This window comes from Kitasatospora sp. NPDC059648, from assembly GCF_042734825.1.
Taxonomy (GTDB): domain Bacteria; phylum Actinomycetota; class Actinomycetes; order Streptomycetales; family Streptomycetaceae; genus Kitasatospora.
Map to the genome: position 1 here is coordinate 1 of NZ_JBHWDU010000036.1, position 15,491 is coordinate 15,491.

11 protein-coding genes and 1 tRNA gene are annotated in these 15,491 nt (G+C 74.2%); 6 read left to right on the top strand and 6 right to left on the bottom strand.

The window, feature by feature from the left end; all coding sequences use genetic code 11:
• Positions 1–181 precede the first annotated feature (181 nt).
• Together pgi and ACFV1W_RS21690 are read right to left on the bottom strand one after the other, a co-directional pair.
• Positions 182–1,843 carry a glucose-6-phosphate isomerase gene (gene pgi, locus ACFV1W_RS21685; RefSeq protein ID WP_380418837.1) on the bottom strand — a complete coding sequence of 554 codons (1,662 nt, stop codon included), beginning with the start codon at positions 1,841–1,843 and terminating at the stop codon, positions 182–184.
• A 176-nt stretch (positions 1,844–2,019) separates the two neighbouring features.
• On the bottom strand, positions 2,020–3,603 hold the full coding sequence (locus ACFV1W_RS21690; RefSeq protein WP_380418838.1) for a Na+/H+ antiporter: 1,584 nt from the start codon (positions 3,601–3,603) through the stop codon (positions 2,020–2,022).
• Between the two features lie 236 nt (positions 3,604–3,839).
• Here ACFV1W_RS21690 and ACFV1W_RS21695 point away from each other — a divergent pair, with 236 nt between their 5' ends.
• The 4 genes from ACFV1W_RS21695 to ACFV1W_RS21710 all read left to right on the top strand — a co-directional run bounded on the left by ACFV1W_RS21695 (position 3,840) and on the right by ACFV1W_RS21710 (position 6,622).
• Positions 3,840–4,748 carry an NADP-dependent oxidoreductase gene (locus ACFV1W_RS21695; protein ID WP_380418839.1) on the top strand — a complete coding sequence of 303 codons (909 nt, stop codon included), beginning with the start codon at positions 3,840–3,842 and terminating at the stop codon, positions 4,746–4,748.
• Positions 4,749–4,817: 69 nt separating this feature from the next.
• Positions 4,818–4,891 (top strand) — tRNA-Lys (locus ACFV1W_RS21700).
• Positions 4,892–5,021: 130 nt separating this feature from the next.
• Entirely contained in the window at positions 5,022–5,993 is a 972-nt protein-coding gene (locus ACFV1W_RS21705; RefSeq protein ID WP_380418840.1) for a GlxA family transcriptional regulator, read from the top strand.
• Positions 5,993–6,622, top strand: coding sequence for a DJ-1/PfpI family protein (locus ACFV1W_RS21710; RefSeq protein WP_380418841.1), 630 nt, complete (start codon positions 5,993–5,995; stop codon positions 6,620–6,622). The genes ACFV1W_RS21705 and ACFV1W_RS21710 overlap by 1 nt, the downstream gene beginning before the upstream one ends.
• Here the strand turns inward: ACFV1W_RS21710 and ACFV1W_RS21715 are convergent.
• Positions 6,613–7,809, bottom strand: a complete 1,197-nt coding sequence (locus tag ACFV1W_RS21715; RefSeq protein WP_380418842.1) for an MFS transporter — start codon at positions 7,807–7,809, stop codon at positions 6,613–6,615. The two genes, ACFV1W_RS21710 and ACFV1W_RS21715, sit on opposite strands and share 10 nt — an antisense overlap.
• A gap of 178 nt (positions 7,810–7,987) precedes the next feature.
• Here ACFV1W_RS21715 and ACFV1W_RS21720 point away from each other — a divergent pair, with 178 nt between their 5' ends.
• On the top strand, positions 7,988–11,215 hold the full coding sequence (locus ACFV1W_RS21720; RefSeq protein ID WP_380418843.1) for a S41 family peptidase: 3,228 nt from the start codon (positions 7,988–7,990) through the stop codon (positions 11,213–11,215).
• A gap of 87 nt (positions 11,216–11,302) precedes the next feature.
• Here ACFV1W_RS21720 and ACFV1W_RS21725 read toward each other — a convergent pair whose 3' ends face one another.
• Positions 11,303–11,518 carry a hypothetical protein gene (locus ACFV1W_RS21725; RefSeq protein WP_380418844.1) on the bottom strand — a complete coding sequence of 72 codons (216 nt, stop codon included), beginning with the start codon at positions 11,516–11,518 and terminating at the stop codon, positions 11,303–11,305.
• Between the two features lie 168 nt (positions 11,519–11,686).
• On the opposite strand from ACFV1W_RS21725, the gene ACFV1W_RS21730 reads away from it, so the two are divergent.
• The gene (locus ACFV1W_RS21730) at positions 11,687–12,466 is read left to right on the top strand and encodes a phosphoribosyl-dephospho-CoA transferase MdcG domain-containing protein (RefSeq protein WP_380418845.1); all 780 of its coding nucleotides are present in this window, start codon (positions 11,687–11,689) and stop codon (positions 12,464–12,466) included.
• A 13-nt stretch (positions 12,467–12,479) separates the two neighbouring features.
• On the opposite strand, the gene ACFV1W_RS21735 is transcribed toward ACFV1W_RS21730, so the two are convergent.
• Together ACFV1W_RS21735 and ACFV1W_RS21740 are read right to left on the bottom strand one after the other, a co-directional pair.
• Positions 12,480–14,531, bottom strand: a complete 2,052-nt coding sequence (locus ACFV1W_RS21735) for a phosphocholine-specific phospholipase C (protein WP_380418846.1) — start codon at positions 14,529–14,531, stop codon at positions 12,480–12,482.
• 194 nt (positions 14,532–14,725) lie between these two features.
• Positions 14,726–15,385 carry a pentapeptide repeat-containing protein gene (locus ACFV1W_RS21740; protein WP_380418847.1) on the bottom strand — a complete coding sequence of 220 codons (660 nt, stop codon included), beginning with the start codon at positions 15,383–15,385 and terminating at the stop codon, positions 14,726–14,728.
• Positions 15,386–15,491 lie beyond the last annotated feature (106 nt).

Below are 15,491 nucleotides of genomic sequence, written 5' to 3' on the forward strand. Positions count from 1 at the left end.
AGCTGCTTACTATTAACCCGGGGGCCCGGGGTTCGAGCCCCTGGCGGCGCACACACAGCCGGAAGCCCCTTCGCGAGAGCCATGGGCCTTCCGGCGTTTTCCGCCCGGTCACGTTCGCCGCGGGCGGACCGGACGCCTGCCGGGCCGGGCCGCCCGCCGGAGCGGACGGCCCGGCCGGGGATCAGCGGCCGCGCAGCGAGCGGTAGCGGGCGACCAGCTCGGCGGTGGAGCTGTCCAGCTGCTCGCCGCCCTCGCCGGTGAGCAGCACCGGCTCGATCCGCTTGGCGAGAACCTTGCCCAGCTCGACGCCCCACTGGTCGAAGGAGTCGATGTTCCAGACCGCGCCCTGGACGAACACCTTGTGCTCGTACAGCGCGACCAGCTGGCCCAGCACCGAGGGGGTGAGCTCGGCGGCCAGGATGGTGGTGGTCGGGTGGTTGCCCTTGAAGGTCTTGTGCGGGACGAGCTCGGCCGGCACGCCCTCGGCGGCGACCTCCTCCGGGGTCTTGCCGAAGGCCAGCGCCTGGGTCTGGGCGAAGAAGTTGGCCAGCAGCAGGTCGTGCTGGGCGACCAGCCCGGGGAGCAGGTCGGCGACCGGCTTGGCGAAGCCGATGAAGTCGGCCGGGATCACCTTGGTGCCCTGGTGCAGCAGCTGGTAGTAGGCGTGCTGGCCGTTGGTGCCGGGGGTGCCCCAGACCACGGGGCCGGTCTGCCAGCCGACCGGGGTGCCGTCGCGGGTCACCGACTTGCCGTTGGACTCCATGTCCAGCTGCTGGAGGTAGGCGGTGAACTTGGAGAGGTAGTGCGAGTAGGGCAGCACCGCGTGCGCCTGGGCGTCGAAGAACGCGCCGTACCAGACACCCAGCAGGCCGAGCAGCAACGGGACGTTGCGCTCCGGCGGGGCGGTGCGGAAGTGCTCGTCGACCAGGTGGAAGCCGTCCAGCATCTCGCGGAAGGCGTCCGGGCCGATGGCGATCATCAGCGAGAGGCCGATCGCCGAGTCGTAGGAGTAGCGGCCGCCGACCCAGTCCCAGAACTCGAACATGTTGGCGGTGTCGATGCCGAAGTCCTGCACGCCCTGGGCGTTGGTGGACAGCGCGACGAAGTGCTTGGCCACCGCGTCGGTGCCGGCGCCCAGGCCGTCGAGCAGCCAGGACCGCGCGGAGACCGCGTTGGTGATGGTCTCGATGGTGGTGAAGGTCTTCGAGGCGACGATGAACAGCGTCTCGGCCGGGTCGAGGTCGCGGACCGCCTCGTGCAGGTCGGCGCCGTCCACGTTGGACACGAAGCGGACGTCCAGGTCGCGCTTGGTGTACGGGCGGAGCACCTCGTAGGCCATCGCCGGGCCGAGGTCGGAGCCGCCGATGCCGATGTTGACCACGGTGCGGATCGGCTTGCCGGTGTGGCCCTTCCACTCACCGCTGCGGACCCGGTCGGCGAAGGCGGCCATCTTGTCCAGAACGGCGTGCACGCCGGGGACGACGTTGACGCCGTCGACCTCGATCACGGCGTCGCGCGGGGCGCGCAGCGCAGTGTGCAGGACGGCGCGCTGCTCGGTGATGTTGATCTTCTCGCCGCGGAACATGGCGTCCCGCAGCTCGGCGACGCCGGTGGCGGCGGCGAGGTCGCGCAGCAGCTCCAGCGTCTCGTCGGTGACCAGGTGCTTGGCGTAGTCCACGTGCAGGTCGCCGACCTGCAGGGTGTGGGTGCGGCCGCGCTCGGGGTCGGCGGCGAACAGCTCGCGCAGGTGGGTCTCGCCCAGCTCGGACCGGTGCTTGGCCAGGGCGGCCCACTGCGGGGTGCGGTCGAGCGGGGTGCGGGCGTCGGCGCGGGTCTCCGACATCGGTGGGTCCTCGATTCATCTGGGTGCAGAAACCGGCAGGGCCAGGCGGGAGGGTGGTTCGCGAGGTCGTGGCGGTACTGGTGGTGCGCCGACTCCGTTGACGGCCTGCCCGGGTTCAGCCTATGCAACCCCGGAGGGGGTGGCGCACATTCCGCCCGGCGCGCGCGGACTGCCCGTCACTTCCGTTCCGAGCGCAGGTCCAGCCCGCGCAGCACCCGGTCGACCAGTTCCGGGTCGGCGCCGGGCTCGCTGCGGGCGATGAGCATCTCGCGCCGGGAGGCGGCGATCATCTCCTGCTCGACCTCGGCCGCGGCCCGCCACTGGGCGAGGCGCAGCTTCGCCTCGGCGGCCTCCTCCTCGGCGTAGTTCTCCGGGCAGAGCCGGGCCAGGCGGTCGTGCTGACGGTCCCGCAGGCGGTCGGCGACCTCGGCGGGCAGCCGGTCCTGCTCCTCCAGCTCGCCGAGCCGCCTGAGCCCGGCCTTGGCGGCCCGCCACCAGAGTTCGCGCACGGCCTGCTCGTGCCGGTCCTGGTCGATGTCCAGCTGGAGGCGCTTGGCCAGCCAGGGCAGGGTCAGGCCCTGGACCAGCAGGGTGAACAGCACCACGCTGAAGGCGATGAACACCAGCCGGCCGCGCTCCGGGAAGTCCGCGCCGGAGTGCAGGGTGAGCGGGATGGCCAGGGCGAGGGCGACGGTGGCCACGCCGCGCATGCCGGACCACCAGAGGACCACGCTCTCCTTCCAGCTGAACGGGGTGTCCTCCTCGTCGCCCTTGCGCAGCTTCTTCGAAAGCCAGCCGGCCGGCAGCAGCCAGAGCAGCCGGACCAGCACCACGACCGCGATCACCACGGCGGCGTCGCCGAGGAAGCCGGTCCAGCCGCGGCCGGCCTCCTTGAGCACGGTGGCCAGCTCCAGGCCGATCAGGCCGAAGGCGACGCCGGTGATCAGGATCTCGACCACCTCCCAGAAGGCGTTGCCGACCAGCCGGTAGGAGACGGCGTCGGCGTCGGCGGCCCGTTCGGCGAGGTACAGCGCGCAGATCACCACCGCGAGCACGCCGGAGCCGTGGATCTCCTCGGCGACGGTGTAGGCGGCGAAGGGCACCAGCAGGTTGAGCGCGACCTGCTGGGTCGGGTCGTCCAGGCGTTCGGCGAGCCTGGCGTTCACCCAGCCGAGCCCGACGCCGACGACCACGGCGAGCACCGCGGACAGCACGAAGCGCAGCGCGGCGTCGCCGACCGAGAAGTCGCCGCTGGCCATCGCCTCGATGGCCAGCGAGTAGATGACGATCGCGGTGACGTCGTTGAACAGGCCCTCGCTCTCCAGGATCGCCACCAGGCGCCGGGGCAGCCCGATGCTGCCGGCCACCGCCACGGCGGCCACCGGGTCCGGCGGGGAGACCAGCGCGCCGACCGCGATCGCGGCGGCCAGCGGCAGCGCGGGCAGCAGCCAGTGCACGGTGCCGGCCACGGCGATCGTGCTGACCACCACCAGGGCCACGGCGAGCAGCAGGATCGAGCGCATGTTGGCCTTGAAGTAGCGGACCGAGGAGCGCCGGGCGACGGCGAAGATCAGCGGCGGCAGGACCAGCGGGAGGATCAGCTCGGGCTCGATCTTGACGTCCGGGATCTGCGGGACGAGCGCCATGACGATGCCGAGCAGGGTCATCAGCACCGGTTGCGGCACGCCCGTCCTGCGGGCGAGTGGCATGGTCACCACGGAGGCGAGCAGCACCAGGAAGAACAGGGGCAGCTGGCCCACGGGGGGTCCTCTCGACGGCGGAACGGCGGCGGAGCAGTGGCGGAGCCGGTGGCGGATCGGCGACGGACGGCTGAGCGCCGCCCAGGATAAATCCGACAATGCGCCCATAGGTGGGGACGCGCCGAACAGGCGCTTGACCTCAAGCGCACTTCAGGTTCGAGGATCGGGGGCGTTCGAACGGCCGGAGCGGCGATGCGGCGACGGCGGAGCGGAGAAGCGGCGAGAGGAGCACCCCCGTGAAGGCGGTCACCGTACCGAGGTCCGGCGGTCCGGAGGTCCTGCGGGTCACCGAGGTGCCCGACCCCGAGCCCGGCCCGGGCGAGGTCCGGGTGCGGGTGTACGCCGCCGGGGTGCAGCCGGTGGACCTCGCGATCCGGGAGGGCTTCCGTCCGCCGGGGATGACGGCCGAACCGCCGTTCGTGCTCGGCAACGAGTTCGCCGGGGTGGTGGACCGGCTCGGGCCGGGCGTCGACGGCCGGCGGGTCGGTGACCAGGTGCTGGGCTTCCGGCTGCTGGGCTGCCAGGCCGAGCTGGTCACGGTGGACGCGGCCCAGCTGGTGGCCAAGCCGGCCGGGATGCCCTGGGAGCAGGCCGGCGCCCTCTCCGCCTCCGGCCAGACCGCCCACGTGGCGCTCACCCTGCTCGGGGTCGGGCCCGGCGACACCGTGCTGGTGCACGGCGCCGCCGGAGGGGTCGGCACCGTCGCCGTCCAGCTCGCCCGGGCCTGGGGCGCCACCGTGATCGGCACCGCGAGCGAACGCAACCACGACTACCTGCGGGAGCTGGGCGCCGTGCCGGTGACGTACGGCGAGGGCCTGGTCGAGCGGGTCCGGGCGGTCGCGCCGCGGGGGGTGGACGCGGCCTTCGACGCGGCCGGTCGAGGTGCCCTGGCGGCCTCCGTCGAATTGGTCGCCGACCGGGACCGGATCGGCACCGTGGTCGACTACCCGGAGGCCGAACGGCTGGGTGTCCGGGGGCTGCGGGGGCCGCGCACGGCCGAGCGGCTGGCCGAACTGGTGCGGCTGTGGGAGGCGGGCGGGCTGCGGCTGGAGGTCGCCGAGGCGCTGCCGCTGGAGAAGGCCGGGGAGGCGCACCGGCTGGTCGGGACCGGCCACGTCCGGGGCAAGGTGGTGCTCACCGCCTGAGCGGGCGGGGCCGCCCGGGCCGATTGTGTGTTTCGGCCGCTGACCAGGTAATGTTCTCCACGTCAGCAGGCGCCGCTAGCTCAGTTGGTTAGAGCAGCTGACTCTTAATCAGCGGGTCCGGGGTTCGAGTCCCTGGCGGCGCACAGACAGCCGAGAGGCCCTTCGCGAGAGCGGAGGGCCTCTCGGCGTTCCGGCGTTCCCCGGTCACGCGGTGGCAGAAAAGGTGGGAAACAGGTCATTGCTGCCGTCGTGGCCCGCTGCCAGGCTGGCCGCATGAGAGCGCGCAGCGTGGTCGTCGTCCTCTACGACGGCGTGCAGAGCCTGGACGTCACCGGCCCGGTGGAGGTGTTCGCGGGGGCGGGCGCGGCCGCCGGGCGGCCGGGGGCGTACCGGGTGACCACGGCCTCCCCCGGCGGCCGGCCGGTGCGCAGCGGCAGCGGGCTTCGACTGCTGCCGGACGCGGACCTGGCCGAGGTCGGGCCGGTGCACACCCTGCTGGTTCCCGGCGGGGTGCCGTTCGAGGACCCGGAAGGCGTCCTGGTCGGACGGATCCGGGAGCTGGCCGGCCGGGCCGAGCGGGTGGTGTCGGTGTGCACCGGGGCCTTCCTGCTCGCCGAGGCCGGGCTGCTGTCCGGCCGCCGGGCGACCACCCACTGGGCGTACTGCGAGGAGCTGGCCCGGCGGTTCCCGGACGTGACCGTCGACCCGGATCCGATCCACGTCCGGGACGGGAACGTCGCCACCTCGGCCGGGGTCACCGCCGGGATCGACCTGGCGCTGGCCCTGGTCGAGGAGGACTTCGGCCGGGACGCCGCGCTGTTGATCGCCCGTCACCTGGTGGTCTTCCTGCGGCGGCCGGGCAACCAGGCGCAGTTCAGCGCCCAGCTGGCCGCCCAGGTGGCGGCCCGGCAGCCGCTGCGGGAGGTCCAGAGGTGGATCGCCGAGCACCCGGAGGCCGACCTGTCGGTCGAGGCGCTGGCCCACCGGTCGGCGCTGTCGCCGCGGCACTTCGCCCGGGCCTTCGCCGCCGAGGTGGGGGTGCCCCCGGGCCGGTACGTGGGCGGGGTCCGGCTGGAGGCCGCCCGGCGGCTGCTGGAGGACACCGACGACGGCATCGAGGAAATCGCCCGCTCCTGCGGCTACGGCACCCCGGAGGCGATGCGGCGCGCCTTCGTCCGGTCCATGGCCGCCCCGCCCGCCGAGTACCGTCGCCGCTTCCGTTCCGCACCCGCTGGAGGTCACTGATGCGCATCGCCGTTCTGCTCTACCCCGACTTCACCACCCTGGACGCGGTCGGCCCGTACGAGGTGCTGTCCCGGATCCCCGGTGCCGAGGTGGTGTTCACCGCCGCCGGGCGCGGGCCGGTGCGCAACGACCTGACCAGCCTGGCGATCACCGCGGACGCCGCCCTGGACGAGGTGGACTCGGCCGATCTGCTCCTGGTGCCCGGCGGGCCCGGCACCGAGGTCCAGCTGACCGACGGGGCGGTGCTCGACTGGGTGCGCCGGATCGACGCGACCACCACCTGGACCACCTCGGTCTGCTCCGGCTCGCTGCTGCTGGGCGCCGCCGGGCTGCTCAAGGGCCGTCGGGCCACCAGCCACTGGGGCGTGCTGGACCAGCTGTCCCGGTTCGGCGCCGAGCCGACCGGCACCGAGCGGATCGTGGTCGACGGCAAGTACGCCACCGCGGCCGGGGTCTCGGCCGGGATCGACCTCGCGCTGACGCTGACCGGCCTGATCGCCGGGGACGAGACCGCGCAGGCGATCCAGCTGCTCATCGAGTACGACCCCCAGCCGCCGTACACCGCCGGTTCGCTGGCGAAGGCGTCCCCCGAGGTGGTCGCGGGGGCGCACCGGCTGCTTCAGGGCTGACGGCGGGCCGCCGGGAAGCCGTGGCGGCGGGCGGCGAGGGCCACCGCGAGGACGGGCAGCAGCAGCGCGAGCACCGTCCAGGGCAGGGCGCCGGTGCCGAGGCGGCCGAGCACCAGGCCTCCGACCAGCCCGCCGCCCGCCATCGCGGCGTTCCACAGGGTGACCAGCACCGCCTGGGCGGCGTCCGCGCGCTCGCCGCCCGCGTCGCCGACGGCGGTCTGCAGCAGGGTCGGCACGCCGCCCCAGCCCAGCCCCCAGAGCAGGGCGGCCAGGTACACCGGCGGCGCGCTGTGCGATCCGAGGCCGAGCAGGGCCGCGGCCGCCGCGACCAGCAGCGCGCCGCCGATCGTCAACTGCCGCAGTCGGCGGTGGATGTGGGCGCCGACTGACCAGATGCCCGCGAGCGAGGCCAGTCCGAAGGCGAGCAGCACGGAGTCGGCGGAGCCGCCGAGGCCGGCCCGGTCGAGGAAGGGCGTGACGTAGGTGAACAGGACGGTGTGGGCGAGCACGAAGAGCACCGTCACGACGAGCACCGGCACCACCCCGGGGACGCCGAGCGCGCCGCGTACCGGGGCGCGCCCGTCCTGCGGCCGTCCGGGCTGCTCGGGAAGCAGGGCCGCGATCCAGCCGATCACGCCGAGCGCCAGTGCCGTCATGGCCAGGAAGGGCACCCACCAGGCGAGCACCTGGCCGAGGAAGGTGCCGATCGGCACTCCCAGGGACAGCGCCACCGGCACGCCCGCCATCGCCACCGCCATGGCCCGGCCCTGCTGGTCGACCGGCACCAGCCGGCGCGCGTACCCGGCCAGCAGTGCCCAGGCCAGGCCGGCCGCGACGCCCGCGAGGAAGCGGGCGGCCAGGGTGAGCGGGTAGCTGGTGGAGGCCGCGGTGACGGTGTTGGCCAGCGCGAAGCCGGCCATCGCGGTGAGCAGCAGCCGCTTGCGGCCCCGGCCCGCGGTGGCGGCGGTGAGCGGGATGGCGGTGGTGGCGGTGCCGATCGCGTAGACGGTGACGGCCTGCCCGGTGGCGGATTCGCCGACGCCGAGGGCTTCGCTCATCCCGGGCAGGACGCCGGCCGGCAGGGTCTCGGTGAGCGCGGTGACGAAGACGGCGGTGGCCAGGGCGAGCAGGGCGGGGAGCGGAAAGGGCCTGTGGGGTACCGGGGTCGTGAGCTGTGTGGTCGCCATGGCGACCATGCTTGGACCTCACACCGGTGTCAGGTTCAAGCACGGTCCCCGAGCCCGGGCCGGCGCCGGTTCGGCGCGGGGACGGCGTCAGGTAAGCGGCGGAGTAGCCGCCGGGGGGCCGGACCGGTTCCCGGCTTCTCCGGTTGCCGGGGATGACACCCCGTCGAAGGATGGAGGGGTGACCCCGCCCGGCTACCTCCGCCATCCCCACCTGCACGGCGGCCTGCTCACCTTCACCGCCGAGGACGACGTCTGGCTCGCCCCGCTGGAAGCCGACGGCGCCGCCACCGGCCGGGCCTGGCGGGTCGGCTGCGACCGCACCCGGGTCAGCCACCCCCGGTTCTCCCCCGACGGCACCACCCTCGCCTGGACCAGCTGGCTCGGCCTGACCCCCGAGGTGTGGACCGCCCCGGTCGAGGGCGGCGAGGCCCGTCGGCTCAGTTACTGGGGCAGCCTGGACACCCGGGTACGCGGCTGGCTACCGGACGGCGAGGTGCTGGCCGTCACCTCCTACCACGAGCCCTTCGGCCACTACACCTGGGCGCACGCCCTGCCCCCCGACGGCTCCCCCGGCCACCGGATGCCCTGGGGACCGGTCGGCGACGCCCAGATGAGCCGGGAGCGGACCGTCCTGCTCACCGGCTCCGCCCCGCACGAGCCCGCCGCCTGGAAGCGCTACCGCGGCGGCGCGATCGGCCGGCTCTGGGTGGACGGCGAACTGATCCTGCCCGGGCACACCGGCCACCTCGCCTCCCCCATGCCGGTCGGCGACCGGGTCGCCTTCCTCTCGGACCACGAGGGCATCGGCAACCTCTACTCCTGCCGCCCCGACGGCACCGACCTGCGCCGGCACACCGACCACGCCTCCTACTACGCCCGCGAGGCCGCCACCGACGGCACCCGGATCGTCTACCAGCACGCCGGCGACCTCTGGCTGCTCGACGACCTGGACGCCCCCGCCCCGCGCCGGCTGCACGTCCCGCTCGGCGGCGCCCGGGCCGGCCGGCGCCCGTACCAGGTCAGTGCCGCCTCCCAGGTCAAGGACCTCGCCTGCGACCGGACCGGCCGGGCCGGGGTGATCACCGTGCGCGGCAGCCAGTACTGGCTCACCCACAAGGACGGCCCGGCCCGCACGCTCGCCGACACCCCCGGCGTGCGCACCCGGCTGCCGGTGGTGCTCGGGCACACCGGCGAGGCGGCCTGGATCACCGACGCCCGGGGCGCCGACGCGATCGAGGTGATGCCGCTGCCGGGCCACGACGCCCCCTCCGAGGTCACGGGCGGCGCCCGGCACCACCACCGGGTGCTTGCCGCCGGGAAGCTCGGCCGGGTCCTGGAACTCACCGCCTCCCCCGACGGCGCCCAGCTCGCCGCCACCGCCTCGGACGGGCGGCTGCTGCTGGTCTCCGCCACCGACGGCGAGGTCCGCGAGCTCGCCGTCTCCGAGCACGGGCCCGTCGCCAGTGCCCGGTTCTCCCCCGACTCGCACTGGATCGCCTGGTCCCAGCCGGCCGCGGGGCGCTCGCTGCGCCGGATCCGGCTCACCCGCACCGACGCGCCCGCGCCGATCACGGACGTCACCGACGGCCGCTTCGAGGACGAGCAGCCGGTGTTCACCCGGGACGGCCGCTACCTCGCCTTCCTGTCCTGGCGCGGCTTCGACCCGGTCCACGACGTGCACACCGGCGACCTCTCCTTCCCGGTCGGCTGCCGCCCGTACCTCGTCCCGCTCACCGCCGACACGCCCTCCCCGTTCGCCGCGCCCGCCGAGGACGGCGTCCCGCGCGGGGACGGCGGCGGCGACGGCACCGTCCGGGTCGACCCCCAGGGCATCGGCGACCGACTGGTGCAGTTCCCGGTGATCGCCTCCAAGTACTCGGCCACCGACGCGGTGCGCGGCGGGCTGCTCTGGTTGCGCTGGCCGATCTCCGGCACCCTCGGGCAGACCTTCGCCAGCCCCGAGGACACCTCCGGCCGCCCCTCGCTGGAGTACTTCGACCTGGCCCGCGGCAGCCGCACCACGCTGGTGGACAAGCTGGACGGCTACGCGGTCTCCGGGGACGGCGGCTCGATCGCGGTCTACTCGGCCGGCACCCTGCGGGTGATCCCGGTCGGCGCCCCCTCCGCCGGGACCGCCGTCGACCTGCGCCGGATCACCCACACCGTGCACCCGGCCGCCGAGTGGCGCCAGGCGTACCACGAGGCGGCCCGGATCGTCCGGGACCAGTTCTGGGACGAGCGGATGTCCGGCCTGGACTGGCCCGCGCTGGTCGCCCAGTACGAGCCGCTGCTGGAACGGATCTGCTCACCCGACGACTTCGCCGACCTGCTGCGCGAACTCCTCGGCGAACTCGGCACCTCGCACGCCTACGTCACCGCCTCCCGGCGCGCCGAGGGCCCCACCCTCGTCCAGCAGCCGCTCGGCCTGCTCGCCGCCAACGTCCGCCGCTCCCCCGACGGCCGCTGGCTGGTCGACCGGGTGCTGCCCGGCGAGTCCTCCGACCCGCGCGCCCGCGCCCCGCTCGCCGCCCAGGGTGTCCGGGACGGCGACGAACTGCTGGAGGTCGGCGGCCGCCCGGTGGACCCGGTGCGCGGACCGCTGCCGCTGCTGGCCGGCACCGGCGGCACGACCGTCGAACTGGCCCTGCGCAGCGGCCCGGGCGGCCCGGTGCGCCGGATCACCGTCACCCCGCTGACCGACGAGCGGGCCGTCCGCTACCAGGCCTGGGTCACCAAACGCCGTTCCCTGGTCAGGGAGTTGAGCGACGGCCGGTGCGGCTACCTGCACATCCCGGACCTCGGCGGCTCCGGCTGGGCGCAGTTCAACCGGGACCTGCGGCGCGAGCTCGACAAACCCGCGCTGGTGCTCGACGTGCGCGGCAACGCCGGCGGCAACGTCTCCGAACTGGTCCTGGAGAAGCTCAGCCGGCACGTCCTCGCCTGGGACTTCACCCGTGACCGCCAGCCCGTCCGCTGGCCCCGGCACGCGCTGCGCGGCCCGCTGGTGGCGCTCGCCGACGAGGCCACCAGCTCGGACGGGGACGTGATCATCGCGGCGATCAAACTGCTCGGCCTCGGCCCGGTCATCGGCAACCGCACCTGGGGCGGGGTGGTCGGCATGACCGGGCGGCACACCCTGGGCGACGGCACCCAGATCTCGGTGCCGAAGAACGCCTCCTGGTTCGGCGGCGGGCTCGGCTGGTCGGTGGAGAACCGGGGCGTCGAGCCGGACGTGCACGTGCTGCGCACCCCGCGGGACTGGGCCCGGGGGCGCCATCCGGAGCTGGTCACCGCCGTCCAGCTGGCCCTGGAGCTGCTGGAGGACCTGCCCGCGGCGGCGCCCCCGCCGGAGTCCACGCCCCGGCCGGACCTGCGGCGCCCGCCGCTGCCGCCGCGGGCGGGGTGACGCACGGGGGACGCCGACCCGGACGCCGACCCGGACGCCGACCCGGACGTCAGCCCGGACGTCAGCCCCGGACATCGGCCCCGGGCGTCAGTCCCAGGGGTCGCCCTCGGCGGTCATGTTCTCGGCGGCGCGCCGATCGGCCTCCTCCTGGGCGCGCCTCTCCTCGGTCTGCCGGGAGCGCTCGACGTCGTCACCGAACGCGTCGGCCGCCTCGTCGTGGGCGAGGGCGGCGCGCCGGGCGGCGCCGTCCCCCGTGCTCTCGTGCTGCGGCGGCCGGTGGAACAACCTGTCCAAGATACCCATGACTCCTCCTTGCACGAACGGAACGCTCCTGCGGACGGACCGACGGAATTTCCGGGCTGCCCCCACTCTCACACCGGCCGCGCACGGCTGCACCTTGAGTCCTTGGTCCCGGCGGAAGGCGTCCAAGGGCCGTGGTCGGGATCGCCCGGCAGGCGGAAGGTGGGCGGGGTGAGGAACTCGACCGAGGAACTGCACGACGGGCCGCGCCGACGGGTGGGCCCGCTGGCCGCGCTGGACGGGCGGCTGCCCCGCACCCACGACCTGCTGCTGATGCAGTGCCCCGGCTCGCTGCGACCGCTGACCGGCGGCGGGCTGCCGGACTGGGCCCGGACGGTCCTGCGGACCCACCCGTGGGTGACGGTCGGCCGGGCGCCCTCGGGGGCCGGCGCCGCGGTGGACGCTCCCCGACCGCAGCGCTGCGCCCGGGCCCCGGAGGCGGCGCCCGAGCACTGGATCCCGGTGACCGCCCGCGGCCCGCGCCCCGGGCAGCGGCTGGACGCCCTGGCCCCCTGGGCGGCGGTGGCCCGCACCCTGCGGCCCGAGCAGCTGGCCGAACGGCGGGCGCGGCTGGCCCCCGAGCGGGTCAACGACGTCCCCGCGCTGGCCCTGCTCCCCGAGGCCGGCCGGCTGGTCGCGGACCACCGCATGGCCTGGGGCCCGATCGGCGCGGTCGGCTACGAACTGGGTACCGGGATCCCGGTCGCCGGGCCGCTCAGCCCACTGCGGCTGGTGCTGCGCGCCCCGCACCCGGTCAGCCGGCGCGACGCGCTGCAGCTGCGGCGGGCGCTGAGCAAACTGCCGGTGCCGGTGCAGGCCGAGCTGGAGACCCGCTACGGCGCGGTCCAGCTGGCCGAGTACGCGGCGGACGTGCACACCTTCACCCTGCTGACGCCGTACGGGCCCCGCGAGGTCCACGATCCGTGGTTCCCGCGGGGCCCGTACGGGTGAGCAGGGTGACGGCTCAGCCGCTGACGCTGGGTGCGCCCGTCTCCAGGTGGCCGGTGAATCGCTGGGTCCAGCTGCCGTCGACGTCCACCGTGACGGTGAAGTCGTACCAGCCGTCGTTGTAGGCGACCGCGTTGAAGAAGTCGCTGGTGCTGCCGCCGGCGGGCACCCGGTAGGTCCAGGGGCCGTCGGTCCGGTAGTTGCCGGAGGTGATGGTGAAGGTGATCGGGGTGGTCCCGGAGTTGGCCATCCTGAAGTAGACGGCCAGCTTGCCGGTGCCCGGCTCGACCGCGTAGGAGGCGGTGACGGCGGCGTTCTTGCCCGGCTGGGTGAGGTCGCCGGTGAAGCGGCGCAGGAAGCGGTTCGGGCCGACGACGGTCAGGTCGTACTTGCCGTTGCCGAAGCCGTTGGTGCCGCAGTTGAAGAAGTCGGTGACCGGGCTGCCGGAACCGACGGTGTACTGCCAGGGGCCGCCGCTTCGGTAGGCGTTGGCGTAGGCGGCGAAGTGCGCGGCCCGCGCGGCGCCGTCGTTGGACATCTTCACCCAGACGTGCATGACACCGCCGGCGTCGGCGTCCCAGTGGTCCAGGTTGGCGTTGGGCTGGTACGGCAGGGCGCGGGCGGGCCGGGTGCCGGGCTCCTGCGCGGGCAGCGCGTTGTCGCTCGGCGAGGGGTTGGGCAGCGGGCCGCAGGTGGACAGGCCGATGGTCCGGGAGGTGTCGGGCAGCGCGGGCATGCCGTACACCGGGTTGGCGAAGTCGAAGACCGAGGTGAGGTCGCCGCAGACCTGGCGGCGCCAGGCGCTGATGTTGGGGCTGGTGGCCGGCTTGCCGATGGCCGCGGTCCACACCTCCAGGAAGCGCAGCACCGAGGTGTGGTCGAAGGTCTCGGAGTTGACCCAGCCACCGCGGCTCCACGGGGAGACGGCGATCAGCGGGACGCGGAAGCCGAGGCCGATGTTGGTCGAGTTGTAGAACTCGCCCGCGGTGCCGGCGGGCGCGGCCGGCGGCGGGACGTGGTCGAAGAAGCCGTCGTTCTCGTCGTAGTTGATCAGCAGGACGCTGGAGTTGAACACGCCGGGGTCCGCGTTCAGGGCGTCCATCACCAGGTGGACGAAGTGCGCGCCGTCCTCGGGGGTGGCGTAGGGGTGCTCGGAGGACTGCTGGTCGGCGACGATCCAGGAGACCTGCGGCAGGGTGCCGTTCAGCACGTCGGCCCTGATCGCGGCTGCGATGTCGTCCGGGGTCCGGCCGGTGACGGCGGGGACGGAGCCCATCCCCTTGACGGCGAGCGGGCTGCCGGCCGCGGCACCGGTGAACTGGCTGAAGTAGGCGAGGGCGTTGTCGCCGAAGTTGTCGCTGGCGTTCTGGTAGACCTTCCAGCTGACGCCGGCCTTCTCCAGCGCCTCGGCGTAGGTCTGCCAGCGCAGGTTGGACTCGGAGCCGCCGTCGTACGCCGGGCCGCCCGCGGTGCCGGCGGGGTCGATCGTCCCGCTCCAGTGGTAGGTGCGGTTGGGGCCGGTCGCGCTCAGCACCGAGCAGTGGTAGGCGTCGCAGATGGTCCAGTTGTCGGCCAGCGCGTAGTGGAACGGGATGTCGCCGCGCTGCAGGTGGCCGAGGGTGCGGACGGTGCCCTTGGCGGACACCCAGGAGTCCATCCTGCCGCCGTTCCAGGCCTTGTGCTGGTCGGACCAGGCGTGCGAGAGGTCGCCGTTGCACTGCGCCTGGGTCTCCGGGGAGCCGTCGGCGCCCGAGGGGTTGAAGGCCCACGGGTACTGCCGGGCGAACAGGCCGTTCGGCTGGTTGAAGACGCTGTAGCCGCCGGAGATCTGGATGGTGGCCTTGTCGGCGAAGCCGCGCACGCCCTTGAGGGTGCCGAAGTAGTGGTCGAAGCTGCGGTTCTCCTGCATCAGGATCACCACGTGCCGCACGTCGGTGATGGTGCCGGTGGTGCTGGGCGCGGTGGTGGAGGCGGCCGCGGACCCCGCGGCGCCGGTGCCGGCCGCCGCGAGACCGGCCGCGGCCGCTCCGGACAGCGTGACGAACTTCCTACGACTCAACTCGGCCATCAGCCCGGTCCGTCCCTTCGCTGGCGATGTTGTGTACACAAGTCGGGGGCTCATCGATCGCGGAGCAGTCTCCACCTCGGCCGGAGCGGGCCACCAGACGTGCGCAGCAGGTTTGTCGGACTGTTCCGCCGGGCGTCACCGAGCGACGCAGGGCTGAACGCCCGACGGATCCGCCGGGGAGGGACGGTGCAGGTTCAGCGGTCCTTGACCTCGATACCGAGCGCATGGGCGAACTGCGGCGCCAGCTCCAGCAGTTGGGTCGAACTGATGACGGCTCCGCGCAGGCCCTGGTGGCCGTCCGCCAGGCCGAGCCGGGTGGCTCCGCGCAGGTCGGTCCTGCTCAGCACGGCGCCGCGCAGCCGGACCTCCTCCAGCGTCGAGCCGGGGAAGGACACCCCGGTCAGCTTGGCCTCGCCGAAGTCCACGTCACGCAGCAGGCAGTCCTCGAACACGACGTCCCGCAGCACGGCCGCCCGCAGGTTGACGGCCTCCAGCTTGCAGCCGCGGAACACCACCCGGCGCAGCGCCGAGCCGTACCCGGCGACCCCGGCCAGCACTCCGCCGACGAAGGTGCTGTCCTGCCACTCGGTGTCGCTCAGGTCGCAGGCCACCCAGCGGCCGGCCTGCACCCAGACCTCGTTGAACCGGGCCTGGCGCAGCTTCACCCCGCTGAGCGCGACCGCGGTGAAGGCGCACTCCAGGAAGACGGCGCCGGCGCCCGACTCGTCGGTGTGCCCGCCGCCGTCGAAGTGCGTGGTGTCGTACCGGGCGTCGCTGCGCAGCGGGCCGGTGTGGGGGCGCAGCAGTTCGGCGTACGGGAGGTCGGCGAGCTGTTCGGGGACGGGACGGGACACGGCGGCGGTACCTCACGGGTCGGGGCGGACGGGCGGATCGGGCGAACGGGCCTCGTCCGCATGCTCGCACGCGCCACCGACAGGGCCCCGCTCCGGCGCGCCCCGG

Bases quoted from the DNA above. Each gene is read 5' to 3' on its own strand.
- ACFV1W_RS21710 (WP_380418841.1), top strand. From the start codon at position 5,993: ATGCGCATCGCCGTTCTGCTCTACCCCGACTTCACCACCCTGGACGCG.
- pgi (WP_380418837.1), bottom strand. From the start codon at position 1,843: ATGTCGGAGACCCGCGCCGACGCCCGCACCCCGCTCGACCGCACCCCG.
- ACFV1W_RS21725 (WP_380418844.1), bottom strand. From the start codon at position 11,518: ATGGGTATCTTGGACAGGTTGTTCCACCGGCCGCCGCAGCACGAGAGC.
- ACFV1W_RS21735 (WP_380418846.1), bottom strand. From the start codon at position 14,531: ATGGCCGAGTTGAGTCGTAGGAAGTTCGTCACGCTGTCCGGAGCGGCC.
- ACFV1W_RS21715 (WP_380418842.1), bottom strand. From the start codon at position 7,809: ATGGCGACCACACAGCTCACGACCCCGGTACCCCACAGGCCCTTTCCG.
- ACFV1W_RS21705 (WP_380418840.1), top strand. From the start codon at position 5,022: ATGAGAGCGCGCAGCGTGGTCGTCGTCCTCTACGACGGCGTGCAGAGC.